The organism is Arthrobacter silvisoli, assembly GCF_003369445.1.
GTDB classification, from domain to species: domain Bacteria; phylum Actinomycetota; class Actinomycetes; order Actinomycetales; family Micrococcaceae; genus Arthrobacter; species Arthrobacter silvisoli.
Genome location: NZ_QRCU01000014.1, coordinates 1 through 25926, shown reverse-complemented (window position 1 = coordinate 25926; position 25926 = coordinate 1). Strand labels below are relative to the sequence as shown.

Sequence of the window (25926 nt, the reverse complement as noted above, 5' to 3'; positions counted from 1 at the left end):
CGCACTGATCTTCCGCACCGGGGGCCGGCTCCGTTGACCCCGCCCCCGCCCGGGGTTAGCGTGGGTGCATTCATTGGCCCATCCGGTCCGCAGGGCAGGAGGCACGGGATGAAATCAAGCCAGCGGGGAAGCCTTTCCAGGCCGGCCGCGACGGTGATCGCCGGCACGGTGCTCTGGTTTGCCGGCATTACCCCGGCGCAGCGCGTCTACACCACCGCGGACCCGGCACACCGCCTCGAGATCCTCAAACGCTCCGGCGGGAAGTGGGTGGCCGGGCAGCATGTTGCCGCGATGGGCACCGCGGCAGTGCCCGTGGCTTTCGCCGCCCTCGCCCGGGAGTTTCCGCGTGGCCGGGCCCGGGCACTCGCCGGAACCGCGGCGACTGCCCTGCTTGCCGGAGCCCCGATGTTCGTCTGGTGCCTGGCGGACCGGGGGAGCGACATCGAGCGATTCGCCTACCGCAAGGCTTCCTGGTGGCCGTTCACCGTTTACGCCTGGTCGCACGTCGCCACACTCGCGGCGCTTGCCGGCGCCTTCGCCGCGCTTCCGGCCCCGCGCCCCACGCGCACCGCCCTCGCCCTGGCCGGAACGTCCGCCGCATCCGCCGCCGTGCTGGCCGCCACCGGTGACATACCGCCCTTCGTGTTCTATCTCGCAGAGGGTGCAGCCGCCGTCGTACTTCTTCGCCGGACACCCGACGACGGCGGGGACGCCCCGGCCCCTCGACGGTAGACTGTCGTGGTGACTTCCAGCAATGCCTCGTTCGTCCACCTGCACACCCACACCGAGTACTCAATGCTGGACGGCGCGGCCCGGCTCGGCGAGCTGTTCAACGAAACCGAACGGCTGGGCATGCCGGCACTGGCAACCACGGACCACGGCTACCTCTTCGGTGCCTTCGATTTCTGGAAGAAGGCCACCGACAAAGGAATCAAGCCGATCATCGGCGTCGAGGCCTATGTCACGCCCGGCACCGCCCGCACCGACAAGGAACGCGTGCGCTGGGGCGATGAGAGCCAGCGCAAGGACGACGTCTCCGGTGGTGGCGCCTACACCCACATGACGTTGCTCAGCTACAACAACACCGGCATGCGCAACCTCTTCCGGGCCTCGTCGATCGCCTCCCTCGACTCGGTCTTCGGCAAGTGGCCCCGCCTGGACCGGGAGCTGCTGAACACCTACTCCGAAGGCCTCATCGCCACCACCGGCTGCCCCTCGGGCGAAATCCAGACCAGGCTCCGCCTCGGCCAGTACCGCGAGGCGCTCGAAGCCGCCGCCGAATTCAGGGACATCTTCGGCGCGGAGAACTACTTCTGCGAGCTGATGGACCACGGCCTGGACATCGAGCGGCGGGTCACCGGCGACCTGCTGCGCCTGGCCAAGGAACTGAACATTCCGCTGGTGGCCACCAACGACCTCCACTACACGCACGAACACGACGCGAAGGCCCACGAAGCCCTGCTGGCCATCCAGTCCGGCTCGACCCTTCTGGAACCCACCTACGACCAAGGCGGCTCGCGCTTCGCGTTCTCCGGCAGCGGATACTACCTGAAATCCCCCCAGGAGATGCGGGAACTGTTCCGCGACCATCCGGAGGCCTGTGACAACACGCTCCTCATCGCTGAGCGCTGCGAAGTGTCCTTCAACACGGGCGCCAACTACATGCCGCGCTTCCCCTGCCCGCCGGGGGAGGACGAGACCTCCTGGCTGGTCAAGGAAGTGGCCAAGGGCCTGGAATACCGTTACCCGCAGGGCATCCCGGACAAAGTCCGCAAGCAGGCGGACTACGAACTCGACGTCATTACCTCGATGGGCTTCCCCGGCTACTTCCTGGTGGTTGCCGACTTCATCAACTGGGCCAAGAACAACGGCATCCGCGTCGGCCCGGGACGTGGTTCCGGTGCGGGCTCCATGGTCGCCTACGCCATGCGCATCACGGACCTGGATCCGCTCGAGCACGGGCTGATCTTCGAACGCTTCCTCAACCCGGACCGTGTGTCCATGCCCGACTTCGACGTCGACTTCGACGATCGCCGCCGTCCGGAAGTCATCGACTACGTGACCCGGAAATACGGCGACGAGCGCGTAGCCATGATCGTCACCTACGGCACCATCAAGACCAAACAGGCGCTCAAGGACTCCTCGCGCGTGCTCGGCTACCCCTTCAGCATGGGCGAAACGCTCACCAAGGCCCTGCCGCCCGCCGTCATGGCCAAGGACATTCCGCTTGCGGACATCCAGAACCCGCAGGCGAAGCGCTACGGCGAAGCCGGTGACTTCAGGCAGTTGATCTCCACCGACCCCGAAGCCGCCAAGGTCTTCGAGACCGCGCTCGGCATCGAAGGCCTGAAGCGGCAATGGGGTGTCCACGCTGCCGGCGTGATCATGTCCTCGGACCCGATCATCGATGTGATCCCGATCATGCGCCGCTTCCAGGACGGCCAGGTGATCACCCAGTTCGACTACCCCACGAGTGAAGGCCTCGGCCTGATCAAGATGGACTTCCTGGGCCTTCGGAACCTGACGATCATTTCCGACGCCCTGGAGAACATCAAGCTCAACCGGAACATCGAGCTGGATCTCGAAACCCTGGCCCTGGACGACCAGGCGTCCTACGAACTGCTCGCCCGCGGCGACACCCTGGGCGTGTTCCAGCTCGATGGCGGACCCATGCGTTCGCTGCTCAAGCTGATGAAGCCTGACAACTTCGAAGACATCTCCGCCGTGCTGGCCCTGTACCGCCCGGGTCCGATGGGCGCCAACGCGCACACAGACTACGCCCTGCGCAAGAACAAGATCCAGGACGTCATCCCGATCCATCCGGAGCTCGCAGAGCCCCTGGAGGACATCCTCGGCGGCACCTTCGGCCTGATCGTGTACCAGGAACAGGTCATGGCCGTGGCGCAGAAACTGGCTGGCTACTCGCTCGGCCAGGCAGACATCCTGCGCCGCGCCATGGGCAAGAAGAAGAAGGAGGAACTGGACAAGCAGTTCGCCGGCTTCTCCCAGGGCATGCAGGACAACGGCTACTCCATGGAAGCGGTCAAGACCCTCTGGGACATCCTGCTGCCGTTCTCCGACTACGCCTTCAACAAAGCACACTCCGCCGCGTACGGCGTGATCTCCTACTGGACGGCCTACTTGAAGGCGCACTACGCGCCCGAGTACATGGCCGCCCTGCTCACCTCGGTAGGCGACGACAAGGACAAGTCGGCCATCTACCTGAACGAATGCCGGCGCATGGGCATCACGGTGCTGCCGCCGGACGTCAACGAATCCGCGCTGACCTTCACCCCTGTGGGCAATGACATCCGCTTCGGCATGGGCGCCATCCGCAACGTCGGCTCGAACGTCGTCGACTCCATGGTGAGCGCACGGCAGGAGCAAGGCCGCTTCGAGTCGTTCTCGGACTTCCTGATGAAGGTCCCCGCGGTGGTGTGCAACAAGCGGACCATCGAGTCCCTTATCAAGGCCGGAGCCTTCGACTCCCTGGGGCACTCCCGCCGCGCCCTCGCGATGATCCATGAAGAAGCAATCGATTCCGTCATCACCCTCAAGCGCAACGAAGCGATCGGCCAGTTCGACCTCTTCGCCGGGTTCGAGGACGACAAATCGGAGCCCTCATTCACCACGGATATCCCGGACCTGCCGGAGTGGGAGAAGAAGGACAAACTCGCCTTCGAACGCGACATGCTGGGGCTCTACGTTTCAGACCACCCGCTGCAGGGCCTGGAAGGCGTGCTGAGCCAGCATGCCGAGCAGTCCATCTCTTCGATCATCGCCGAAGACGGCCCGCACGACGGCGCCATCGTCACCATTGCGGGCATGATCACCTCGCTGAGCCGCCGGATCGCCAAGGCCAGCGGCAACGCCTACGCGCGGGCAGAAATCGAAGACCTCGGCGCGTCGATGGAGGTCATGTTCTTCGGGCAGGTCTACGGGCCCATCGCGTCCGTTCTCGCCGAGGACCTGATCGTGGTGGTCAAGGGCCGCCTCCAGCGCCGCGACGACGGGGCCGTCACCCTGAACTGCATGGAACTGTCGGTCCCGGACCTGAGCGAGGGCGTGAACGGGCCGCTGGTCATCACCATGCCCACCCACAAGGCCACCGAGGGAGTTGTCACCGAACTGAGGGACGTGCTCGGCAACCACCGGGGCAACTCCGAGGTCCGGCTGAACCTGCACGGGGATACGAAGATCGAGGTGATGGCACTGCCGATCCACCTGCGCGTGAACCCGAACCCGGCCCTGTTCGGCGACCTGAAGGTGCTGCTCGGACCGGCCTGCCTGGACAGCTAAGCGGGATGGACAGCTAAGCGGCCCGGCTCAGATTTCGTACCCGGCTCAGATTTCGTAGTCGAGCGGGACCGGCTGTCCGTACGTGCCCGAGTGGTACAGCAGCGGACTGCCGTCCTCGCCCACTTGTCCGTCCACCACCTCGACGACGACCACCGCGTTGTTCTCGAAGGAAAGCCGCATCTGGATCTTCCCGATGAGCCAACCGGTCACGTTCTTCAGCAGCGGCACGCCGAAGGGCCCGGGTTCCCAGTGGTCGCCCTCGAACCGCTGCCCGCCGCCGCGGGCGAAGCGGTCCGCCAGGGCCTCGTTCTCGTGGCCGAGCATGTGCAGCCCGATGTAGGTCGAGTTCGCCACGGCCGGCCAGGAACTGGAACTGCGCGACATGTTAAAGGTGAAGCGGGGCGGCTCGGCGGACAGCGACGCCACCGAGGTCGCGGTGAAACCGAAGGGCCTGCCGTTCAAGTCCGCGGTGATGATCGCCACGCCCGCAGCGTGCCGGCGGAACATTTCCCTGAAGGTTCCCACGAAGGACGGGGTGTCCGCAGCCATGGCCAGCTCCTGCTCAGAATCGTTGGGTGGTTCTTGGAATCAGCGTATTCCCACGAACCCTCAAGGAGGTATTCCGGGTATGCCGCCGGGGCCACGTTGCGGCGGCAGACGCAATGTTTGTTAATGTGGCACCCATGACCCTGCCTGCGTATGAGAGCACCGGAGCCGCCTGGAACGGGATCCCGGCCGTCCACGACGGGGACCCCGTACGGCGCGGCCGCGCCTGGACCTGGCTTGTTGTGCCCGCGGCCGCCGGAATCCTGCTCGGCATCGCCTGGTGGCTGCTCGCCCCGGGCGGCGCAAATCTTCTCACCCGGGACCCGGCCCTCGCGGATCCTTCGACCCCCTTGACGCGCCTTCCCCGGGATCTGGTGCTGGCCGCCCTGCTGCTTCTGGCAGGCTGCTTCGCAGCCGTCCTGCTCGACGCGAGCCGGCCGGACCAGGGCCGCGGACTGCGCACCTTCCTGGCTGCTGCCGGGGGACTGGCAGGTTCGGCTGTTGCCTGGCAGGCGGGGCTGCTGGCCGCCGCATGGTGGGGTCCCTCCGGCGCCGTTCCCGCCGGTGAGGACGGCTTCACGCTCCGGTCCGCCGTCGTCCTGCTTGTCTGGCCCTTCACGGTCGCGCTGCTGGCGTTCCTCTACAACTTGATCAGCCTGCTGGGCCGCGGAACACGGACCGGCGACCAGGCACACTAAAATGGCCGGGTGACCATTTCTCCGGAGAATCCAGCCGCCACTGTTACCGACTCCCTCGTGTTCCGCAGGATCGACCTGCGCGGCCGCGCGCTTTCACTCGCGGAACTGCGTGCCGCCGTACCGCGGGCACAGCATCAGACGGTGGCCGACGCCGAACAGAAGGTCCTGGAGATCATCGCGGCCGTGCGCTCCCGCGGTTTCGCGGCACTGGGCGAATTCGCCCAGGCGTTCGACGGCGTCGAGCAGTCCCACCCCCGGGTCCCGGCGGCGGCGCTCGCCGACGCCCTGGAGAAGCTCGATCCCGCCGTCCGTTCGGCACTGGAGGAGTCCATCAGCCGTGCCCGGCAGTTCGCCGTTGCCCAGCGCCCGGCGGACGTCGACGTCGAACTGGGCGACGGTGCCGTCGTCAGCCAGAACTGGGTGCCGGTGGGCCGCGTCGGGTTGTACGTGCCCGGCGGCCTGGCGGTCTACCCGTCGTCCGTGATCATGAACGTGGTACCCGCCCAGGCGGCCGGAGTCCCCTCCGTAGCCTTGGCCTCGCCGCCGCAGAGGGAGTTCGGCGGCCTGCCGCACCCCACCATCCTGGCCGCAGCCGCGCTGCTCGGCATCGACGAGGTCTACGCCATCGGCGGTGCCCAGGCAGTGGCCGCCTTCGCCTACGGGGTCCCGGGTGCTGACGGCGAGGAGACCCTCGAACCCGTGGACGTCGTCACCGGTCCCGGCAACATCTTCGTGGCGACGGCCAAGCGCCTCGTCAAGGGTGTGGTGGGCATCGACTCGGAGGCGGGCACCACCGAGATCGCCATCCTCGCCGACGGCACGGCCCGTCCGGACCTGGTGACCGCCGACCTCATCAGCCAGGCTGAGCACGATCCCAAGGCGGCATCCGTACTCGTCACGGACTCACCGGACCTGGCGGCGGCGGTGGACGCCGAGCTCAAGCGCCAGGCCGCCCGGACCAAGCACAGCGAACGCGTGGTGACAGCCCTTTCGGGGCCGCAGTCCGGCGTCGTGCTGGTCGACAACCTGGAGCAGGGGATCGCGGTGTGTGACGCCTACGCGGCAGAGCACCTGGAAATCATGACGGCGGACGCGCCGGCGGTTGCAGCCCGGATCCGCAACGCGGGGGCGATCTTTGTCGGCGACTACAGCCCGGTCAGCCTTGGTGATTATTGCGCCGGTTCCAACCACGTGCTGCCCACGAGCGGCACGGCGGCGTTCTCTTCGGGCCTCAACGTCACCACCTTCCTGCGCGCGGTGCAGCTCATCAATTACAGCCGGCCGGCGCTGGAAGAAGTCAGCCGGCACATCGTGAGCCTGGCCGGAGCCGAGGACCTTCCGGGCCACGGCGACGCCGTCACGATCCGCTTCGCAGGGGCGTAAAGCACTACATATACGGCGGCTACCACTACATGTAGTACTTACATGCTTGTCATTAGCCCGGGTCCGAACGTAAAATGGTGGCGGAAGCATCGCTTCCGCCACCATTCGTGTTCCGGCCGCATTCGGCCGGGGAACCAGGCAGGATCAGCACCAGGAGAGGGAGGCCGGCGTGTATTGCCCGTTTTGCCGCAATCCCGACTCCCGGGTGGTCGACAGCCGCATGGCCGAGGACGGCTCCTCGATCCGCCGCCGCCGGCAGTGCCCCGAATGCGGCCGCCGGTTCACCACTGTGGAAACCACCAGCCTGTCCGTCGTGAAGCGTTCAGGTGTCGGGGAACCGTTCAGCCGGAGCAAGATCATCAACGGCGTCCGCAAGGCGTGCCAGGGCCGTCCCGTCACCGAGGACGATCTTGCGATGCTCGCCCAGGAGGTCGAGGAGAACATCCGGGCATCGGGTGCTGCGGAAATCGACGCGCACCAAGTGGGCCTCGCCATCCTCGGTCCGCTGCAGAAGCTGGACCAGGTCGCGTACCTCCGCTTCGCCAGTGTCTATCAGGCGTTCGAATCCCTCGAGGACTTCGAATCCGCCATCGCTCTGCTGCGCGAAGAAGCCCAGCTTGGGCCGGACGCCGCGGGGAAGAACGGCCGGAGCAAGGCCGGCGCCAAGGGCTCGCCCTAGCTTCCTGAAAGCCGGTAGCTCGTTGAAAGACTCCGGTGGTGGCGGCGGAGGGGAAGCCCCTGCCACCACCGGAACTACGTCCTCCGCGGCGTCCTGGTCGGGTCCAGTTTCGCCTGACGGGGCTTCGGCCTAGCGGCCGCCGGACACCGGGAGCACGGCACCGGTGATGTACGCGGCGTCGTCGGACATCAGCCATACCACCGCGGCTGCCACTTCCTCCGGTTGCGCAGCGCGGCCCATGGGAATCAGAGGGTTCAACCGCTCGATCCTGTCCGGCATCCCCGCAGCCGCGTGCAGCCCTGTGTTGGTGCTGCCCGGCGCCACGCAATTGACCCTGATGCCCTGGCCCGCCACTTCTGCGGCGAGGCCCGTGGTCAGGACGTCCACGGCGCCTTTGGTAGCGGCGTAATGAACCCACGTTCCCGGTGAACCGGCCTTCGTGGCCGTCGACGAAATGTTGATGATCGAGCCGCCGGGGCCGCCGTTTCCCGCGGACAACCGGCGCACGGCCTCCTGGCAGACGAAGACCACCCCGGCCACGTTCACATCGACTACCCGCTGCACTGTCTCCGCGGGGACGTCGACCAGGCCACCGATAAGGTTGCCCGTTATTCCCGCGTTGTTGACCACGGCGGTGAGCGGGCCCATGGCCGCCGCTTCGTCGAACATGGCCCGGACCTGGCCGGGCCGGCTCACATCGGCCTGGACGGCTTCGGCGCGTCCGCCGGCGGCGCGGATGCCGCCCACCACCTCCAAGGCGCCGCTGGCGTCCGAGGAGTAGTTGACGGCAACGCTGTATCCGGCAGCCGCGGCCCGGCGGGCAATGGCCGCGCCGATGCCGCGGCTCGCGCCGGTGACGATGACGACGCCGGAGCCTGCTTCGGCCAAAGCGGCTACTTGACGAGCTTGTGGTGGAAGGCGACTTCCAGCGCGGCACCGACGATGCCGGCGTCGTTCTTCAGCTCCGCTGTGACGATCTTGGTCCGCAGCTGCAAGTGCGGGAAGTATTCGTCCGAGCGCTTCGAGATCCCGCCGCCGATGATGAACAGCTCGGGGGAGAAGAGGAACTCGACGTGCTGCAGGTAGCGGTTGAGCTTGACCCCGTACTCGTCCCAGCTCAGGCCGTCACGCTCACGGGCGACGGCGGAGGCCTTGGTTTCGGCGTCGTGGCCGTCGACCTCGAGGTGGCCGAGTTCGGCGTTGGGGACCAGCTGGCCGTTGAAGATAAACGCGGAGCCGATGCCCGTGCCGAGGGTGATCACCAGGACGGTGCCGTCCACGCCTTCACCGGCGCCGTAGCGGGCTTCGGCAAGGCCGGCGGCGTCGGCGTCGTTGATGACTTCGACCGGGCGGCCGAGCCGGTCGCTGAACAGCTTGTCGACGTCCGTGTCCAGCCAGGACTTGTCCACGTTCGCGGCGGAGCGGACCACGCCATGCTGGATGATGCCCGGGAAGGTGACCCCGACCGGTGAGCCCTCCGCCGGCGCGTCGGGACGGCTGGAGAGTTCCTTGACGATCTCGGCCACGACCTCGGCCACGGCTTCGGGAGTGGAAGGCTGCGGGGTGGGGATCCGGAACCGCTCACCGAGGAGCTTGCCCTTCTTCAGGTCCACGATCCCGCCCTTGATGCCGGTGCCGCCGATGTCGATCCCGATCAGCGGGGCGTGCTTGTGGTTCTTCGAATCCTTCGTCAATGCAAATCCGTTCTTGGCAGGGGTTGGCGGCAGATAGGGCACTAGGCAGATGAGGCAGCCGGGACGTCCGGGCGGCCCGGTCAGGGCAGCGTGAGGATCTCCGCGCCGGTGTCGGTCACCAGCAGCGTGTGTTCGAACTGTGCGGTGCGCTTGCGGTCCCGGGTCACGACGGTCCAGTTGTCCGGCCACATGTCCCATTCGACGGTGCCGAGGGTGAGCATGGGCTCGATGGTGAAGACCATGCCGGATTGGATGACCGTGTTGTAGGCCGGTGCGGCATCGTAGTGCGGAATGATCAGGCCGGTGTGGAAGGCCTCACCCACTCCGTGGCCTGTGAAATCACGGACCACTCCGTAACCGAAACGCTTTGCGTAGGATTCGATGGCCCTGCCGATCACGTTGATTTCGCGGCCGGGTGCCACTGCCTTGATGGCCCGGTTGAGGGACTCCTGTGTCCGCTCCACCAGGAGACGGGACTCTTCGTCCACGTCGCCCACCAGGAAGGTGTAGTTGGTATCACCGTGCACGCCATTGATGAACGCGGTGATGTCGATGTTCAGGATGTCGCCGTCCTGGACCACGGTGGAGTCCGGGATACCGTGGCAGATGACCTCGTTGAGCGAGGAACACAGCGACTTGGGGAAGCCGCGGTACCCAAGGGTGGACGGGTAAGCGTTGTGGTCCATGAGGAACTCGTGCCCCATCCGGTCCAGTTGGTCCGTGGTGACGCCCGGCTGGATGTGCTTTCCCACCTCGACGATGGCCTGAGCGGCTATCCGGCCCGCGATGCGGATCTTCTCGATGGTCTCCGCAGACTTCACTTCCGAGCCGGTGAATTTCGTCGGTGCGGGCTTGCCGACGTACTCGGGGCGTGCGATCGACGCCGGAACCGGCAGCTCGGGGCTGACGGTTCCTTGGGTGAGCGTGCCGATGGGTGCAGTCAAAGCGGGGGAAGGCATAGATTGATCATATAAGGGAGCAACGAGACGCAGCTAACAATGCGGGCGGCCGGGCATGGCCGCCGCGAAAAGTTACGCGGCGGCCGCCCGTAGGGAAGGAACCAACGTGACGGAGTATTGGTACAACGTGCAGACTCACCAGGTCGAGGAGGACGCGATGTCCGACTGGACCCAGCTGATCGGGCCGTACAAGACCCGGACGGAAGCCGAACACGCCCTCGAGAAGGTCCGGGCCCGCAACGAGGCCTGGGAAAAGGATGACGAAGACTAGGATGACCGGAAGGCGCGCGCCCGACGCGAAACCGGCCTAGAAGGAGTGTTCCGGGCCGGGGAAGCTGCCCGAGCGGACCTCGTCCGCGTACGTCCGGGCGGCCTCGCCCAGGATCTCCCGCAGGTTGGCGTACTGCTTGACGAACTTGGCCATCTTGCCGCCGCGGAGGCCGGCCATGTCCTGCCAGACCAGCACTTGGCCCGTGGTCTGGTTGCCCGCTCCGATGCCGATCGTGGGTACCTTGATCGCGGCGTCGACGGCGGCAGCGGTCTCCGCGGGAACCATTTCCATCAGCACGCTGAAGGCACCGGCATCGACGAGCGCAAGGGCGTCGTCGATCAACCGCTGGGCGTCGTCACCGCGGCCCTGGACCCGGTAACCGCCCAGCGCGTGCTCGCTCTGCGGAGTGAAACCGATGTGGGCCATGACCGGGATGCCGGCCTGCACCATGGCGCGGACGGTCGGCGCGTAGTAGGCGCCCCCTTCGATCTTCACCGCCTGGGCCAGGCCCTCCTTGAGGAAGCGCACGCCGGTGGCCACCGCCTGTTCGGCGGATACTTCGTAGCTGCCGAACGGCAGGTCCGCGACGACGAAGGCCCGCTTGGTCGACCGGGCGACGGCGCGGCAGAGCGGGAGCAGCTCGTCCACCGTGACGGGCAGGCTGCTTTCGTTGCCGAAGACATTGTTGGACGCCGAGTCGCCGATCAGGAGGACCTCGATGCCGGCCTGGTCGAAGATTTCGGCGCTGTACTGCTCGTAGGCCGTCAGCATGGCGAAGCGGGAACCGTTGGCCTTGGCCTGTTGCAGGTGGTGGAGGCGCACGCGGCCCGACGGGGCGGCGCCGGGGACTCCGCCGGACGGCGCGGGGGCCGGCGACGGGCCGGAGCCGTACGGTGCTGAGGTTTCGGGACTGCTGCCGGATTCGGGGGTGCGCGATTCAGGATTGTTGCTCGGGGCCATGACTAGAGCGTATGCGGTCCCCGGCCGGGTAGCCACCGGCGAGACAACGCTCCCGATTTGTAAACGCTGTGTTACGGGCAGCCCTTGCACCGGCATTCGCGGGCAATGCTTAGTAGAGTGAAGGCTGAGCTGCTGCGGGCCCGGAGAAAACTCCGCCTGCAGTGTGGACATTGAATCTGAAAAGGGGCCCCATGGACCGCCAGCAAGAGTTCGTACTGCGGACCATCGAAGAGCGCGACGTGCGCTTCGTGCGCTTGTGGTTTACCGACGTCGTCGGATCGCTCAAGTCGGTGGCGCTTGCCCCGGCTGAGGTGGAAGGCGCCTTCGAAGAAGGCCTTGGCTTCGACGGATCGGCGATCGAAGGCCTCGCCAGGGTCTTCGAGTCGGACATGCTTGCCCAGCCGGACCCGGCCACCTTCCAGATCCTGCCCTGGCGCGGCGACACCGAACAGACCTCCCGGATGTTCTGCGACATCCTCACTCCGGACGGGGAACCGTCCGCCGCGGACCCCCGCAACGTCCTCAAGCGCACTCTCGCGAAGGCCGCGGACATGGGCTTCACCTGCTACACGCACCCCGAAATCGAGTTCTACCTGCTGAAGTCCAGCGAACTCGGCCCGGGCGGCGCGCCGGTTCCCGTGGACGAAGGCGGCTACTTCGACCACGTCCCGGGCGGGGTGGCCCAGGACTTCCGCCGCACCGCGGTCACCATGCTCGAATCCGTGGGCATCTCCGTGGAGTTCAGCCACCACGAAGGCGGTCCCGGCCAGAACGAGATCGACCTCCGCTACGCCGACGCCCTGCAGACGGCCGACAACATCATGACCTTCCGCACGGTCATCAAGGAGGTGGCCCTGCAGCAGGGCACCTACGCCACCTTCATGCCCAAGCCGTTCACCGACCACCCCGGCTCCGGCATGCACACCCACTTCTCGCTCTTCGAGGGCGACACGAACGCCTTCTACGAAGCCGGCGCTGAGTTCCAGCTCTCCAAGACGGCACGCCAGTTCATCGCGGGCATCCTCAAGCACGCCCCCGAGTTCACGGCCGTGACCAACCAGTTCGTCAACTCCTACAAGCGGCTGTGGGGCGGCGGTGAAGCCCCGAGCTACCTGAGCTGGGGCCACAATAACCGCTCGGCCCTGGTGCGGGTGCCGCTCTACAAGCCCGGCAAGGGCCAGTCCGCCCGGATCGAATACCGCGGCATCGACTCCGCCACCAACCCGTACCTCGCCTATGCGGTGCTCCTGGGCGCCGGCCTGAAGGGCATCGAAGAGGGCTACGAGCTGCCGCCGGCGGCTGAGGACGACGTCTGGTCGCTGACGTCCGCGGAACGCAAGGCAATGGGCCACGCTCCGCTGCCGTCCAGCCTGCACGACGCCATCCGCGCCATGGAGGACTCCGAACTCGTCGCCCAGATCCTCGGGGAGCAGGTGTTCGAACACTTCCTGCGCAACAAGCGGGCGGAGTGGCAGGACTACCGGCTCCAGGTCACCCCGTACGAGCTTCAGCGCAACCTCGGCATCCTCTAGGCGGGCGGCATGAGCCTGGCACGCCGGCTCATATCGGCCGGTTTCAGCGATCTTGATAAAGGGGGGCGCTTCCTCGGCGCCCGCGAACTCGACGGCATCGACCAGGAAACTCTGTTCGCGGGCCTGCACCTGAGCGCCAGCCCCGATACGGCCCTGCAGACCTTGGTGCGGCTGATTGAGAAGCACCCTGCACTTCGCGAGCTCGCGGCCGCGGACCAGGACCGCAGCGAACCGCTGTACCGGCTCCTCGGGGCCTCCGAAGCCCTGGGCGAGTTCCTGATCCGGCATCCGGAGCACCTGGACGTCTTCGACGAACGGGTCAGCCCGGAACCGCAGGCCCAGGACCCGGCGGTGCTCCGGGCACGCCTGCTCGCCTCGGTCCGTGCGGACGCCGCCTCGCCGCGGCCGGTGGCGGGCCTGACCGGCCCGGCGGCGTACGCCGCCCTGCGCACCGCCTACCGGCGCGGCTTGACCGAACTGGCCATCAGGGACCTGTGCGCGGCCAGCCCCCAGGATGCCATGCCGATCGTCGGGGCCGAGCTCGCCGACCTTGCGGGTGCCGCGATCGAGGCTGCCCTCGCCGTGTCCCGCGCCGAGGCGTCCGCCACCTTCGATCCGGCGGACGTCGCCGCTGTCCGGCTGTCCGTGATCGGCATGGGCAAATGCGGCGCCCGCGAGCTGAACTACATTTCCGACGTCGACGTCATCTACGTGATTGAGGCGCAAGGGCTGGAGGATGCCCACGCTGCGACTATCGGCACCGCCTTGGCGAGCGGGATCTCACGGGCGATTTCCTCCACCGCCCCCGAACCCGGTCTCTGGGAAGTCGATGCGAACCTGCGCCCCGAGGGCAAGTCCGGGCCGCTGGTGCGGACCCTGCCCTCGCACCTGAGCTACTACGCCCGCTGGGCGGACAGCTGGGAGTTCCAGGCGCTCCTGAAGGCCCGCACGATCGCCGGCGACAGGGAACTCGGCGCCCGCTACGAGGAGGCCGTGCAGCCCCTGGTCTGGGCGTCGTCGGGCCGCGAGGGCTTCGTCGAATCCGTCCAGGCGATGCGCCGCCGGGTCACCGACAACATCGCTCCCGCCGAGGAACAACGCCAGATCAAGCTCGGTCCCGGCGGCCTGCGCGACGTCGAGTTCACCGTCCAGTTGCTGCAGCTCGTCCACGGCAAGTCCGACGAGACACTGCGCTGCCGGGACACGACATCGGCCATCGCTGCGCTCTCCGCCGGCGGCTACATCGGCCGTGCGGACGCCGCGGCCTTCGACAGCGCCTACCGGTACCTGCGTCTCCTGGAACACCGGATCCAGCTCTTCCAGCTGCGCCGCACGCACCTGATGCCCACCAGCGAGGACGCCCAGCGCTTCCTGGCCAAGGCTGTACTCGGTCCGTTCTCCTCGGAACGCCCGCACCCTGACGCCCTGATCGGCACCTGGCAGAAGACCAAACGCTCCGTCCGTGAGCTGCACGAACGGATCTTCTACCGCCCCCTGCTCAACACCGCGGCAAGCCTCAGCAGCGAGGATGCCCGGCTCAGCCCGGAAGCCGCCCAGGGGCGCCTGGCGGCCCTCGGTTACCGCGATCCGCGCGGCGCCATGCGGCATATCGAAGCGCTCACGGCGGGCGTCAGCCGCCGGGCGGCACTTCAGCGGCAGCTGCTGCCGATCCTGCTCGGCTGGCTCGCCGAAGGAGTGGATCCCGACGCCGGCCTGCTCGCCTTCCGCCGGGTCAGCGAGGCCCTCGGCACCACCCATTGGTACCTGGGAATGCTCCGCGATTCGCAGGCGGCGGCCGAACGGCTCTGCCACGTCCTCTCCAACTCCCGGCTGATCGCCGACCTGCTGGAAGTTTCCCCTGAGTCGGTGGCCTGGCTGGGCAACGACAAGGAGCTCAAGCCGGTGTCCTTCGAAGGCCAGTGGCAGGAGATCCAGTCGAAGATGTCCCGGCACGCCGAACCGGAAAGCGCCATGCGCCTCATCCGGCTCATCAGGCGCCGGGAAATCCTGCGGATCGCCATAGCCGACAGCTCCGGCCTGCTCGACCAGGACGAAGTGGGCACAGCCCTGGCAGACACGGACCGTGCCGCCGTCCTGGGCGCCCTGCATGTGGCCGAGAACATCGTCTCCGACGGCGGCCCGCTCAAGACCCACGTGCTGGTGGTGGCCATGGGGCGTCAGGGCGGCCGGGAAATCGGCTATGGTTCGGACGCCGACGTCATGTACGTCCACCGTGCCCAGCCCGGTGCAGGCGACGAAGAAGCCCAGAAGCAGGCGCTGGCGATCGTCGCCCAGGTGTCCAGCCTGCTGACCCAGCCGTTGAAACCGGCGATCAAGGCTGAACGGGTCCTCACGGTCGACGCCGACCTGCGGCCCGAGGGCAAGAACGGGGCGATGGTGCGCTCCCTGGATTCCTACGCCGAGTACTACCGGCGCTGGTCCCTGATCTGGGAGGCGCAGGCACTTCTGCGGGCCCAGCCGATGGCGGGCGACGACGGCCTCGCCGCCGACTTCGTCGACCTTGTCGATCCCATCCGGTACCCGGTGACGCTTGCTGACACGGAGCTCCGGGAAATCCGCCGGATCAAGGCCCGTGTGGAATCGGAGCGGCTGCCCCGTGGCGCCGATCCTGCCCGCCACGTGAAGCTTGGCCGCGGCGGCCTCAGCGACGTCGAATGGCTCGTCCAGCTCCTGCAGCTCCAGCACGCAGGAAAGCACCCCGCCTTGCGGACCACCTCCACCATGGAGGCGCTGGACGCCATCGAGGAACTGGAGCTGCTCGGGAAGAAGGATAGCCAGCTCCTGCGCGACACCTGGCGCATGGCAAGCCGGATCCGCTCGGCCAACGTCATCTGCACCGGCCGCGCCTCGGACCTGCTGCCGGCCTCCCGCCGGGACCTGGAGGCGGTGGCCCGCTGGTGCGGCTACGCGCCAGGCCAGGCAGCGGTCTTCGAGGAGGACTATCTGCGGATGAGCCGGCGTACCCGGGCCGTCTTCGAACGGCAGTTCTACGGCCAGTAGCGCCCGCCGCCGGCGGAATGTCGGGCGCCTTCTTCCCAGGCCCTTAGACGACTTCTTCGCGGTCCTGGAGCTCAAGGACCCGGCCTTCGCGGAGTCCCGTGAGGGCCGAGGCCACGTGGAATGCTCCGTGGACCCCGAAGTAGTCCGGGAAGTCCGCTTCGGCGACGAACCGCCATTCGGTGAGTTCCTCTTCCTGCAGGACGATCCGCGCGTCCGCGGACAGCACACCACCGTCGTAGAGGAAGTTCAGGCCGTCGCCGATGGGGGACGGAAACGCGGAGTGACCGATGATGAGCAGGGCTCCCGGGATGATGTCCAGGCCCAGTTCTTCGCGGCCTTCGCGGCGTGCGGCGGCGCGGGGCGCTTCCCCGGCATCGACTGTGCCGCCGGGCAGAAGCCAGCCGTCCTTGTAGTTCGGCTTCACCGCGAGGACCCTGTCCTGCCGGTCGCGGATGACGAGGCCCGCGGCAACACGCCGGCGGGGGAGGGTGCGGAAGTACTCGCGGCTTTCGGGACTGAGTTCGGCCATGCCGCCACCGTAACAGGAGGGGAGCCCGGGTCGGGGAAATGTGACCTTCCGCCCTGCGGCTGTGCAACGTTGTGTTGTGGGGGCGGGACCTTACTGCCCGGTGTGGTGGCCCATCTGCGTCTGGTTCAGTGCCGTGGGTGGCTCGTACAGGTTCGGTTTCCGGTCATCGTCCGCGCTGAGCGGCTCGCGGTTGCCGTAGCTGCGGGGTGTGTTGAGGTCACGGGAACGCAGGCGCAGTCCGACTGCGAGCAGGCCGAGGGAGTCTGCCAGCAGGACCAGCCCAAGGACGAACAACACGGTTGTTCCGGCGTCGGCTTCGCCGCCGGCAACGGCCGCGAGCGGCCGGGGCAGGATCAGGACGCACGCGGCGAAGGCGAGTCCCGACAAGACCAGCAGGATGGTCCATTTCTTCTTCATTGCGTCCCCCAAAGTCGTTCAGTCGAAATCCCTGTGGCCCCATTCAACCGGGAACCGGAACAAAACGAAAGGCACGCCGTCAACCTGCATTGACGGCGTCGTGCAGGTCAACTAAGGTTGACGGCATGGAGGTGGACCGCATGAAGGCCCTGGTGGGATCGATGGATGGGATGGGACCGACTGAGGCGCTCTACGCCGTGGCGGAACTGCAGAAGGAAGTCGGCAGGGCCGAGGCCGGGTTGGTGCGGGCGGCCCGGCAGGCCGGGCTGTCATGGGAGGCGATTGCCCTCTGCCTTGGCGTCAGCAAGCAGGCCGTGCACAAGAAGTACGGCAAGCAGTAGCCCGGCCGCAATAAGTCCGGAGTGCGCGGAAAGGCCGGCCGCAGCGTGACGCTGCAGCCGGCCTTTGCCGTTGCGGGAAGCCCTCAGGTGCCCGGCGGGGTCTGACTAGACGCCGTAGTAGAGCTCGAACTCGTAGGGGTTCGGGCGCAGGGCCAGCGGCTTGATCTCGTTCTCGTACTTGTACTCGATCCAGGTGTCGATCAGGTCCTGGGTGAAGACGCCACCGGCCTGCAGGAACTCGTTGTCCTCACGCAGTGCTTCCAGTGCTTCCTCGAGGGAGCCCGGAGCCTTCGGGATGTCCTTGGCCTCTTCGGCCGGGAGCTCGTAGAGGTCCTTGTCGATCGGTGCCGGGGGTTCAATGCGGTTGCGGATGCCGTCGATGCCGGCCATCAGCTGGGCAGCGAAGGCCAGGTACGGGTTGGAGGAGGGGTCCGGAGCGCGGAACTCGATGCGCTTGGCCTTCGGGTTGGAGCCCGTGATCGGAATGCGGATACCGGCGGAGCGGTTGCCCTGCGAGTAGACCATGTTGACCGGAGCTTCGAAGCCCTTGACCAGGCGGCGGTAGGAGTTCACCGTCGGGTTGGTGAAGGCGAGGACGGCTGAAGCGTGCTTCAGCAGGCCGCCGATGTACCAGCGTGCGGTGTCGGAGAGGCCGGCGTAGCCCTTCTCGTCGTAGAACAGCGGTTCGCCGTTGTTCCAAAGGGACTGGTGGCAGTGCATGCCCGAGCCGTTGTCACCGAAGACCGGCTTCGGCATGAAGGTGACCGACTTGCCCCAGGCGTCGGCGGTGTTCTTGATGACGTACTTGAACTTCTGCAGGTCATCGGCAGCCGCCGTCAGCGTGGTGAACTTGTAGTTGATTTCGGCCTGGCCGGCGGAACCGACTTCGTGGTGGGAGCGCTCGACCTCGAGGCCGGCCTTGTCCAGCTCGACGCACATGGCGTCGCGCAGGTCGGCCTGCTTGTCGGTGGGGGAGACGGGGAAGTAGCCGCCCTTGACCGGGGTCTTGTAGCCGAGGTTTCCGCCCTCTTCTTCGCGGCCGGTGTTCCAGTGGGCTTCCTCGGAGTCGATCTTGTAGAAGCTGCCCTGCGGGGCGGACTGGTACTGGATGTTGTCGAAGACGAAGAACTCGGCCTCGGGAGCGAAGAACGCGGTGTCGGCGATGCCGGTCGATGCGAGGTAGGCTTCGGCCTTCTCGGCAACGCCGCGGGGGTCGCGGTGGTAGGGGTCGCCCGTGCGCGGGTTCACGATGGAGAAGTTCAGTGCCAGGGTCTTCTCGATGCGGAAGGTGTCGATGAAGGCGGAGGTCACGTCCGGGATCAGCTGCATGTCCGATTCGGCGATGCCCTGGAAGCCGCGGATGGAGGAGCCGTCGAACAGCTGGCCGTGCACGAAGAAGTCCAGGTCAACGCTCTTGGCCGGCACGTTGAAGTGCTGCTGCACGCCGGGCAGGTCGGTGAAGCGGATATCGACGAACTTGACGTCTTCTTCCTTGATGAACTGGAGAACTTCTTCCGCAGTCTTGAACATCTATGCTCCTAACGCATAACAGGTAACGGGCATTTGCCGTCTGATCCAGCGAAAACCGAAGCCGGCGGGACACAAAAAAGTGCCCCCGGTGCGGTGGCTAGCAACTTATACAACCTTAGGGATATGGGGTTTCCCGGGAGTATCAGCTTTGTTTCGGGCAGGTTACAGAACCGCCTCCTGTGTAAACGCTACTTGCCGGATGGTCCGGGGTCCACGTTGTCCGCAACGCGGCGCGGCGCGGCGCGGCGCCGGTGATGCCGTTAAGCTTGGTGGGTGGTTTCCCGTAAAGATCTCGGCTCATGGCTCACCGGTCCGGACACGTCCGGCATTTCAAAGTACCCGGGGGAGCGGCTGGGCCTTCCCGAGTCCGGCCCGGGCTCCATGGCCCGTGCCGGCCGGCGCATCCTCGGCATCTGCATCGACTGGGGCCTGGCGCTGGTGATCAGCAACTTCGCCTTCGGCGGCAACCAATGGGCCACGCTCGCCGTCTTCGCCATCGAACAGATTCTCCTGATCGGCACCCTCGGCTACAGCATCGGACACCGTATCGCCGGCATCCACGTTGTGAGGCTGGGCGGCGGACCCGCCGGGCCGCTTGCCGCCCTGGTGCGTACCCTGCTCCTCTGCCTGGTGATTCCCGCCGTCGTTTTCGACCCGGACCAGCGCGGCCTCCACGACAAAGCGATGAACACGATCCTTATCAGGATGTAGCCGTCAGGACGCAGCTGCGTCCGCTCCGACACGACAAACCTGATAGACAAAGGAACCGCCCCCACGACTGGAGGCGGTTCCTTTGTGTTCCCGGATGATCAGCGTCCGCGCTGGGGACGTGCCTTGTACGGATCGATGCCCTTGGGGATCGGCAGGCGGTTGCTGCCCAGCGACGAGATCCGCTTGCTGACGGCATTGACCTCGACCTTGGTGAGCTCGTTCTTGAGCTTGTTCATGGTCTTGGCGATCTGGCTGAGCGGAACCTGGCCTTCACCGCGGCCGCTTTCGATCACGTGGATGGTGACGTTCGGCAGGATGCGCGCGAGCTTCTTGCGTTCGGCGTCCAGCAGCGGCTTGGCCCGGTGCGAGGGCCCTTCGCTGACGAGGACGACGCCGGGACGACCGATCGCACGGAACACGGCATCCTGCGTGCGCGGGTTGACGGCGACCGGCTGCTCTTCGGTGATCCAGCCCCGGCGCAGGGTTCCGAGGGCGGCACCTGAGGCGCCCGGCTGGTTTTCGATCTGTGCGAACGCGGCCCGCTCGGCGCGGCGGGACAGGATGAAGACGGCGGCGAGCAGGCCCAGCGGAATGCCGATGATCAGGCCGGTGATCGGGTTCTGGAGAAGGAAACCGATCAGGAGGCTGACGGCGACGACGCCCAGGAAAGCAAGCACCATCAGCCAGACAACCTGCGGGTCGCTCCGGCGGGTCATCTTGAAGACTTCGCCGATCTGCTTGAGCTGGCTCGGCTTCTTTGCCTTGGCTTCCTTGGGCTTGCGGGAGAACAGCCCGCGCTTCGGAGCGTCTGCCGAGGGGGTCGATTTGCTGGAGTCAGGGGATTTCGCCATAGTGCCTTAATTCTACGTGATGACAAAGGACCGGACGCCTGCTGAAAGGCGCCCGGTCCTTGTGGCTTGCTGGATGTTACGCGCCCGGGGTCGCCGGAACGTTCCGGCGACCCCGCAGCGTTCCGGCGAATTCGTGGGCTGAGGAGTTTTCCACATAGAGAGACTGGCACCTGTCGCCGGACCATGGCCCCGCCAAGGCTTGGTGCATGACAATGTCCCAGACACCGATCCTGTCCGCGCCGTCGTCCATGCCCCAGCTCCCGCCAGCCGGTTCCCTCTGGCGGACGGATCAGCTGCTTGCCGCAGGGTTGAACTCCCGCGCCATCACCGTCCTGGTTCGCCACCGTGAACTGATCCGACTCCGGTATGGCTGCTATATCCGGGCATCACTGTGGAACAGGCAGAAGCCTTGGAACCGCAGCGAACAGCTGATCTTGGCACATGCCCACGGAACCCGCACCACGTCGAACGGCAGCTTTGCCTATAGCCACACCTCCGCAGCGCGGATACATGGATTGTTCGTCTGGGATGCCGACGATCTGGTCCATGTCCTCCTGCAGACCCGGCCGTCCGGCTGCCGTTTGGGAAAGGACGTCCGTGGGCACACCCGGCCGTTCAGTGAATCCGACGTCGTCACCGTCAGACGGCTGCGGGTTACGTCACTGGAACGGACGGCGGTCGATTGTGCCCTCATGCTGGGCTACCGGCAGAGCCTGATCATTATGGACAACGCACTCAGGCAGGGCGCCGACCTGCTCCGAATGAAGGAAATGGCGGAGGCCGTTCCGGGGCGGCGCGGCGTGAAGAATCTCCGCAGGGTTCTCGAAAACGCCGATCCGCGCTCCGAATCGGCCGGCGAGACCTTGACTCGTGAGCTCCTGCAACGGCTGCGGATCCCGATGCCGGAGATGCAGCTTGAAGTCATGAGCCGGGCCGGACGCCATCGCATGGACTTTGGCTGGAGGGAACGCAAGATCGCGCTCGAATTCGACGGCAAGACCAAATACTTCGACTATGCGCCCACCGAGGAAGTTCTCTACCGGGAACGGCAGCGTGAAAACGCCCTCACTGAGGATGGCTGGATGTTTGTGCGGCTCAAATGGCAGGACTTATTCAACGAGGAAACGTTCAAGGCCAGGATCGTGACAGCATTGCGCCGCCGCCCGGATCCCCGGGCTAACTGAGCAGTTCCCGGCCAACCGGGCGGGCCGCCGTCGTCGAATATCACCCGGGGTCGCCGGAACGCTCCGGGGTCGCCGGAACGCCGCGGGGTCGCCGGAACATTCCAGCGACCCCGCAGCCCTCCCGCGAACTCGCGGACAGGAAGCCCACGGAAGCGCCCGGAAGCCTACGAATTCTCCGCCAGCGCCCTCTCCAACAGAGCGAACAGTTCCCCGTCGACGCCGTCCACGGACATGAGCCGGACCTTGCGGTCGAAGAAGTCGCCCTTGCGGACCTTGACCGCTTCCACCCGGCCGCCCGGAGTCACGGCCGAACGCAGGAGGACGTCCACGCTTGTCGTGTTCGCCCGCGTCACCTGGGCGAACTTCCGCCTGGTGCTGTGCAGCGACACATAGCCTTTGCGCATCTGGATCGCGACGCCGTCGGTGGCTGCGGCCCAGGCGAGCAGCGCGTCGGCGATGGGACGCAGCTCGGGGTGCTTGGCGTACTGGCCGGCGATCAGTTCGTCGGCGTCGCGCAGCATGAAGTCGGGGTAGCCGAACATTTCCCAGGACACTGCGTACTGGGCGTAGCCGGTGATGCCGTGTTCGTCCCGCATCCAGCCGCGCAGCTCGGCGTCGTTCTTCAACCCGGCCGCGCGGCCCCGTTCGGCCCACCAGTGGACGTCGTGCCCGGACTTGCGCAGCAGCAGCTCCTGGTTGCTGTCCACCATGAGCTTCCAGGTCCCGGCGGTTGCCGTGAGGTCAGGGGCTGAGGCCATGCCCCGATCGTAGCGAAGACCCGCTCAGTACCCCATCCCCGCATTCTCCTTGATCATGTCGCCGGACGGGCTCACCAGGTACCAGACGTTGCCGTAGCCCTGGCCCTTCACATCACCGGCGGCGGTGTCCTGCGCGAAGAAGTAGACCGGCAGGCCGTTGATGGTCACCTGCTTCTTGCCGTCCGCCGTCGGGATAGTGCCGACGGTTCCGGTCACGCCTTCGACCGCGGGTTTGTCGGAGGTGGTGGTCACTGCGGGCCACAGCGCCACGCAGGCTCCTTCGCAGGCGCTCTTGCCGGAGTCCTTCACGTCCTTGGTGAAGAAGTAGACGCTCATGCCGTTGGCGCCCACCACGATGTTGCCCGCGCTGGAGGTGGCTGTCTTCAGTTCCGGCCCGGCGGCCGGGGCGCTCGACGCCGGCCCGGAGGCCGGGGCGCTCGACGCCGGGGCGGCGCTGCCAGGGGAGGTGCTGCCGGGAGAGGTGCCGGGGCTGCCGCCGCAGCCGGCCAGGGTGACCGCGAGGATCAGTGCAGCCGCTGGGGCCAGTACGCCGGGACCGCCGATCGTGTGCAGGCGTTTCATGGGTTCGCTCCTTACGCCGGGTCCGGCCTGATCGGCCGGACAGTCACCCGGTACGACGCCGGCAGGTGAAGAATGGTTCACAGGGGACTGAACCTTTTTGCTGCGGCCGGCGTCGTATCAGCCGGAAGCAATGTCAACCCAGGAGGCAGCGATGCCGTCGGACGGCAACATGAGCGACGAGGACGTGGTGGCTGCGATCTACCGCGACCACGGCACCGCACTCCGCCGCTTCGTGCTCAGCTGCACCAGCGACGAAAACCAGGCGGACGACGTCGTGCAGGAAACGGTACTGCGCGTCTGGCAGCACGCGCCGCAGATCACCGGAAGCCTGCGCAGCTACCTGTTCCGCACTGCCCGGAACGTCATCATCGACAACTATCGCAAGGCCCGCCGCCGCCCGGCAGAAACCGGGCCCGACGCCCTGGAACTGGCCGAGAGCAGCGAACGGGTGGACGAACTGCTCAACCGGGTCCTCATGGAGGAGGCACTGCTGCGGCTCAGCCAGGAACACCGGGAGGTCCTGGTGGCGCTGCACTACCAGCGCTTCACCGTCAACGAGGCAGCGCTGCGGCTCAACATTCCCGCCGGCACCGTGAAATCCCGGGCCTTCTACGCCGTGCGCGCCCTGCGCACCATCCTGGACGAAATGGGGGTGCAACGATGAACGAGCACACGCTCCTGGGCGCCTACCTGCTGGGCGGGCTGGAACCGGCCGAGGCGCTCGCCTTCGAAGAACACCTCGCCGGCTGTGCCGCCTGCCGCCGCGAACTCGCCGAGCTGGAAAGCCTCCCAGCCTTGCTCGACGCCGTTCCGGTGCCTGACGCCGTCGCGCTCGCCGCTTCCGCGGGACGGCGGCCAGCGGACCACGCCGACCCGGATGCCGCGGCGCCGGTGCTGCTGGAACTTGCCGCCCGACGCCGGAAGTCGCGGCGGTGGCGCGCCGCACTGGTGGCGGGAGTCGCCGCAGCATGCCTCGCCGGCGGCCTCCTCGCCGGACCGGCGGTGGGCGGCCTGCTCAACCCGCCGCCCAAACCGGATGCCAGGTACTCGCTGCAGGCCGAAAACGGGATGCAGCTGACCGTCGGCCTGGTCAAGAAAACGTGGGGCACCGAGCTCGAGCTCGAGGGCCGCAGCATGCCGCTCGAGGGCACCCTGTACCTGTGGGTCAAGGACCGCGACGGCGGCGAGGAACTCGCCTGCGGCTGGACCGCGACCCCCACCGGGCGCATCAAGGTCACGGGCGCCACACCGGTGCAGCTATCCGGGATCTCCGGGGTGGAACTGCGGGACGAGGCCAGGAAGACGGTGGCCGCGGTCTCGGTGCCATAGCTTGTGCCATGGCCGGCCGGCCGAATCGCCCGCGCCCTACGCCACGTCAGCCATCCACTCCGGCAGTTGCAGGTTGTTGAAGCTGTAGAGGTGGATGCCGGCGATGCTCCCGGCGGGGTCCGCCAGCTCCGCCACCAGGTTTCCGGGAGAGTAGCGGTCCCCGAGGAACAGCTTGCGGGCCAGCGTCTTCTGCTTGCCGAGGAACTTCATGGACGAGCCCACGCCGATCTGCGTCGCCAGGGACAGCAGCTTGGCCCGCGGCACGGCGCCGGCCACCCCCGCCCACACCGGCAGGGTGACGCCTTCGCGGCGCAGCAGTGCGGCGTAGCCGTGGATTTCCGGCGCCGAGAAACACATCTGGGTGACGATCCTGGCGGCGAGGTGCTGCTTCGCCAGCAGGTCGTCCACCAGTTCAAGGCCCCCCACCGCGGGATGCCCTTCCGGGTAGCCCGCGACGCCGGCCGTGATCCTGCCGCCCGAGTGTTCGGCGAGATCCTCGAGCAACTCCCGTGAGGTACCGTACGGGCCCGCGGGCTGCTGGGCGTCGCCGCCGATCGCGAAGATTTCCGTGATCCCCGCGCTTTCGCAGTCGCGGACGATTCCGGCAAGCTGCCCGCGGCTTTCCAGCGCCCGCGCCGCGATGTGGGGAACGACGTCGTAACCCAGCTCCCTGAGCTCAAGGGCCGATTGCATGGTGCGGGCGATGCCGTGGTGCGGCAGGCACGTGATGGTCAGGGTGGTGGATTGCGGCACGGCGGCCACGAGCTTCCCGGCGATGCCGGCCGAGGGGATGATTTCGAATCTGGTGGGAAACATCGGATCCGCCCTTAGTTGCCTGAAGCTTTTGCGGGCGCGCTGAGGAGGGTGCGGGCTTCCTGGCGGGTGGTGCCGGAGTCCTGGATGCCCTCGGCGATGTGGGCCAGATGCGCGGGGATGTCGCGGCCTTTCTTGCGCATGGCGGTGGCCCAGAGCCGGCCGGCCCGGTAGGAGGAGCGGACCAGGGGGCCGGACATGACGCCGAGGAAGCCGATCTCTTCGGCTTCGTCGGCGAGGTCGACGAATTCCTGGGGCTTGACCCAGCGGTCCACGGGCAGGTGCCGTTCGCTCGGGCGGAGGTACTGGGTGATGGTGACCAGGTCGCAGCCGGCCTCGTGCAGGTCCTTGAGGGCTTCGCTGATTTCTTCGCGGGTTTCGCCCATGCCCAGGATCAGGTTGGACTTGGTGACCATGCCGTGGTTGCGGCCCTGGGTGATGACGTCCAGGGAGCGTTCGTAGCGGAACGCGGGGCGGATGCGCTTGAAGATGCGCGGCACGGTTTCGACGTTGTGCGCGAACACCTCCGGGGCGGAGTCGCAGATCGCCTTGATGTGGTCCGGGTTGCCGGAGAAGTCCGGGATGAGCAGTTCGACGCCGGTGCCGGGGTTCAGTTCGTGGATCTTGCGCACGGTTTCGGCGTAGAGCCAGACGCCTTCGTCTTCGAGGTCGTCGCGGGCCACGCCGGTGACGGTGGCGTAGCGCAGGTTCATCTGCTGCACGGAGCGGGCGACCTTGGTGGGTTCGAGCCGGTCCAGGGGGGAGGGTTTGCCGGTGTCGATCTGGCAGAAGTCGCAGCGGCGGGTGCATTCGGAGCCGCCGATCAGGAAGGTCGCTTC

At 66.9% G+C, this 25926-nt stretch carries 26 protein-coding genes; 13 read left to right on the top strand and 13 right to left on the bottom strand.

The genetic code is table 11. The features are described from left to right. Positions 1-108 precede the first annotated feature (108 nt). Positions 109-732, top strand: coding sequence for a hypothetical protein (locus DWV11_RS02175; protein ID WP_115787262.1), 624 nt, complete (start codon positions 109-111; stop codon positions 730-732). A 9-nt stretch (positions 733-741) separates the two neighbouring features. Next, positions 742-4299: a DNA polymerase III subunit alpha gene (gene dnaE / locus DWV11_RS02170; RefSeq protein WP_115787349.1), complete on the top strand. Its 3558-nt coding sequence runs from the start codon at positions 742-744 to the stop codon at positions 4297-4299. 45 nt (positions 4300-4344) lie between these two features. Here dnaE and DWV11_RS02165 read toward each other — a convergent pair whose 3' ends face one another. Then, positions 4345-4848: a flavin reductase family protein gene (locus tag DWV11_RS02165; RefSeq protein WP_115787261.1), complete on the bottom strand. Its 504-nt coding sequence runs from the start codon at positions 4846-4848 to the stop codon at positions 4345-4347. A gap of 134 nt (positions 4849-4982) precedes the next feature. Here DWV11_RS02165 and DWV11_RS02160 point away from each other — a divergent pair, with 134 nt between their 5' ends. The 3 genes from DWV11_RS02160 to nrdR all read left to right on the top strand — a co-directional run bounded on the left by DWV11_RS02160 (position 4983) and on the right by nrdR (position 7605). After that, positions 4983-5543, top strand: a complete 561-nt coding sequence (locus DWV11_RS02160) for a hypothetical protein (protein ID WP_245953401.1) — start codon at positions 4983-4985, stop codon at positions 5541-5543. Positions 5544-5552: 9 nt separating this feature from the next. After that, on the top strand, positions 5553-6926 hold the full coding sequence (gene hisD, locus DWV11_RS02155; protein WP_115787260.1) for a histidinol dehydrogenase: 1374 nt from the start codon (positions 5553-5555) through the stop codon (positions 6924-6926). Positions 6927-7095: 169 nt separating this feature from the next. Beyond that, positions 7096-7605, top strand: coding sequence for a transcriptional regulator NrdR (nrdR, locus tag DWV11_RS02150; RefSeq protein WP_115787259.1), 510 nt, complete (start codon positions 7096-7098; stop codon positions 7603-7605). A 129-nt stretch (positions 7606-7734) separates the two neighbouring features. Here the strand turns inward: nrdR and DWV11_RS02145 are convergent, their stop codons facing one another. The 3 genes from DWV11_RS02145 to map form a co-directional block, all read right to left on the bottom strand. Next, complete coding sequence (locus DWV11_RS02145) at positions 7735-8493, bottom strand: SDR family oxidoreductase (protein WP_115787258.1); 759 nt, start codon at positions 8491-8493, stop codon at positions 7735-7737. A gap of 5 nt (positions 8494-8498) precedes the next feature. Then, complete coding sequence (ppgK, locus tag DWV11_RS02140; protein ID WP_115787257.1) at positions 8499-9299, bottom strand: polyphosphate--glucose phosphotransferase; 801 nt, start codon at positions 9297-9299, stop codon at positions 8499-8501. An 80-nt stretch (positions 9300-9379) separates the two neighbouring features. Continuing rightward, positions 9380-10258 carry a type I methionyl aminopeptidase gene (map, locus tag DWV11_RS02135; protein ID WP_115787256.1) on the bottom strand — a complete coding sequence of 293 codons (879 nt, stop codon included), beginning with the start codon at positions 10256-10258 and terminating at the stop codon, positions 9380-9382. Positions 10259-10313: 55 nt separating this feature from the next. On the opposite strand from map, the gene DWV11_RS02130 reads away from it, so the two are divergent. After that, positions 10314-10529 (top strand): SPOR domain-containing protein, encoded by a 216-nt coding sequence (locus tag DWV11_RS02130; protein ID WP_115787255.1) that lies wholly within the window; start codon positions 10314-10316, stop codon positions 10527-10529. 36 nt (positions 10530-10565) lie between these two features. On the opposite strand, the gene panB is transcribed toward DWV11_RS02130, so the two are convergent. Further along, positions 10566-11489, bottom strand: a complete 924-nt coding sequence (gene panB / locus DWV11_RS02125; protein WP_115787254.1) for a 3-methyl-2-oxobutanoate hydroxymethyltransferase — start codon at positions 11487-11489, stop codon at positions 10566-10568. A 191-nt stretch (positions 11490-11680) separates the two neighbouring features. On the opposite strand from panB, the gene glnA (DWV11_RS02120) reads away from it, so the two are divergent. Beyond that, positions 11681-13021, top strand: coding sequence for a type I glutamate--ammonia ligase (glnA, locus tag DWV11_RS02120; protein WP_115787253.1), 1341 nt, complete (start codon positions 11681-11683; stop codon positions 13019-13021). Between the two features lie 9 nt (positions 13022-13030). Next, the gene (locus DWV11_RS02115; protein ID WP_115787252.1) at positions 13031-16042 is read left to right on the top strand and encodes a bifunctional [glutamine synthetase] adenylyltransferase/[glutamine synthetase]-adenylyl-L-tyrosine phosphorylase; all 3012 of its coding nucleotides are present in this window, start codon (positions 13031-13033) and stop codon (positions 16040-16042) included. A gap of 43 nt (positions 16043-16085) precedes the next feature. Here DWV11_RS02115 and DWV11_RS02110 read toward each other — a convergent pair whose 3' ends face one another. Both DWV11_RS02110 and DWV11_RS02105 read right to left on the bottom strand, forming a co-directional pair. Beyond that, positions 16086-16571 (bottom strand): NUDIX domain-containing protein, encoded by a 486-nt coding sequence (locus DWV11_RS02110; RefSeq protein WP_115787251.1) that lies wholly within the window; start codon positions 16569-16571, stop codon positions 16086-16088. A 90-nt stretch (positions 16572-16661) separates the two neighbouring features. Continuing rightward, positions 16662-16988 carry a hypothetical protein gene (locus tag DWV11_RS02105; RefSeq protein ID WP_115787250.1) on the bottom strand — a complete coding sequence of 109 codons (327 nt, stop codon included), beginning with the start codon at positions 16986-16988 and terminating at the stop codon, positions 16662-16664. Positions 16989-17113: 125 nt separating this feature from the next. On the opposite strand from DWV11_RS02105, the gene DWV11_RS02100 reads away from it, so the two are divergent. Continuing rightward, positions 17114-17329, top strand: a complete 216-nt coding sequence (locus DWV11_RS02100; protein WP_115787249.1) for an AsnC family protein — start codon at positions 17114-17116, stop codon at positions 17327-17329. Between the two features lie 105 nt (positions 17330-17434). Here the strand turns inward: DWV11_RS02100 and glnA (DWV11_RS02095) are convergent, their stop codons facing one another. Further along, positions 17435-18859, bottom strand: coding sequence for a type I glutamate--ammonia ligase (gene glnA, locus DWV11_RS02095; protein ID WP_115787248.1), 1425 nt, complete (start codon positions 18857-18859; stop codon positions 17435-17437). Positions 18860-19132: 273 nt separating this feature from the next. On the opposite strand from glnA (DWV11_RS02095), the gene DWV11_RS02090 reads away from it, so the two are divergent. Further along, complete coding sequence (locus DWV11_RS02090) at positions 19133-19570, top strand: RDD family protein (protein ID WP_115787247.1); 438 nt, start codon at positions 19133-19135, stop codon at positions 19568-19570. A 98-nt stretch (positions 19571-19668) separates the two neighbouring features. Here the strand turns inward: DWV11_RS02090 and DWV11_RS02085 are convergent, their stop codons facing one another. After that, positions 19669-20421, bottom strand: a complete 753-nt coding sequence (locus DWV11_RS02085) for a DUF4191 domain-containing protein (protein WP_115787246.1) — start codon at positions 20419-20421, stop codon at positions 19669-19671. A gap of 212 nt (positions 20422-20633) precedes the next feature. Between DWV11_RS02085 and DWV11_RS02080 the strand changes: the two genes are divergently transcribed. Beyond that, positions 20634-21605, top strand: a complete 972-nt coding sequence (locus DWV11_RS02080) for a type IV toxin-antitoxin system AbiEi family antitoxin domain-containing protein (RefSeq protein ID WP_115787245.1) — start codon at positions 20634-20636, stop codon at positions 21603-21605. 164 nt (positions 21606-21769) lie between these two features. Here the strand turns inward: DWV11_RS02080 and DWV11_RS02075 are convergent, their stop codons facing one another. Together DWV11_RS02075 and DWV11_RS02070 are read right to left on the bottom strand one after the other, a co-directional pair. After that, positions 21770-22363, bottom strand: coding sequence for a DUF5655 domain-containing protein (locus DWV11_RS02075; RefSeq protein ID WP_245953399.1), 594 nt, complete (start codon positions 22361-22363; stop codon positions 21770-21772). A 24-nt stretch (positions 22364-22387) separates the two neighbouring features. Next, the gene (locus DWV11_RS02070; RefSeq protein ID WP_115787244.1) at positions 22388-22945 is read right to left on the bottom strand and encodes a COG4315 family predicted lipoprotein; all 558 of its coding nucleotides are present in this window, start codon (positions 22943-22945) and stop codon (positions 22388-22390) included. Positions 22946-23075: 130 nt separating this feature from the next. Between DWV11_RS02070 and DWV11_RS02065 the strand changes: the two genes are divergently transcribed. Both DWV11_RS02065 and DWV11_RS02060 read left to right on the top strand, forming a co-directional pair. Then, complete coding sequence (locus DWV11_RS02065; protein ID WP_245953398.1) at positions 23076-23609, top strand: sigma-70 family RNA polymerase sigma factor; 534 nt, start codon at positions 23076-23078, stop codon at positions 23607-23609. Next, the gene (locus DWV11_RS02060; protein WP_115787243.1) at positions 23606-24274 is read left to right on the top strand and encodes an anti-sigma factor family protein; all 669 of its coding nucleotides are present in this window, start codon (positions 23606-23608) and stop codon (positions 24272-24274) included. The genes DWV11_RS02065 and DWV11_RS02060 overlap by 4 nt, the downstream gene beginning before the upstream one ends. Before the next feature lie 36 nt (positions 24275-24310). Here the strand turns inward: DWV11_RS02060 and DWV11_RS02055 are convergent, their stop codons facing one another. Both DWV11_RS02055 and DWV11_RS02050 read right to left on the bottom strand, forming a co-directional pair. Then, the gene (locus tag DWV11_RS02055) at positions 24311-25090 is read right to left on the bottom strand and encodes a methylenetetrahydrofolate reductase (protein WP_115787242.1); all 780 of its coding nucleotides are present in this window, start codon (positions 25088-25090) and stop codon (positions 24311-24313) included. An 11-nt stretch (positions 25091-25101) separates the two neighbouring features. Beyond that, the coding region (locus tag DWV11_RS02050) for a lipoyl synthase (RefSeq protein ID WP_136017857.1) at positions 25102-25926 on the bottom strand (825 nt) is incomplete at its 5' end.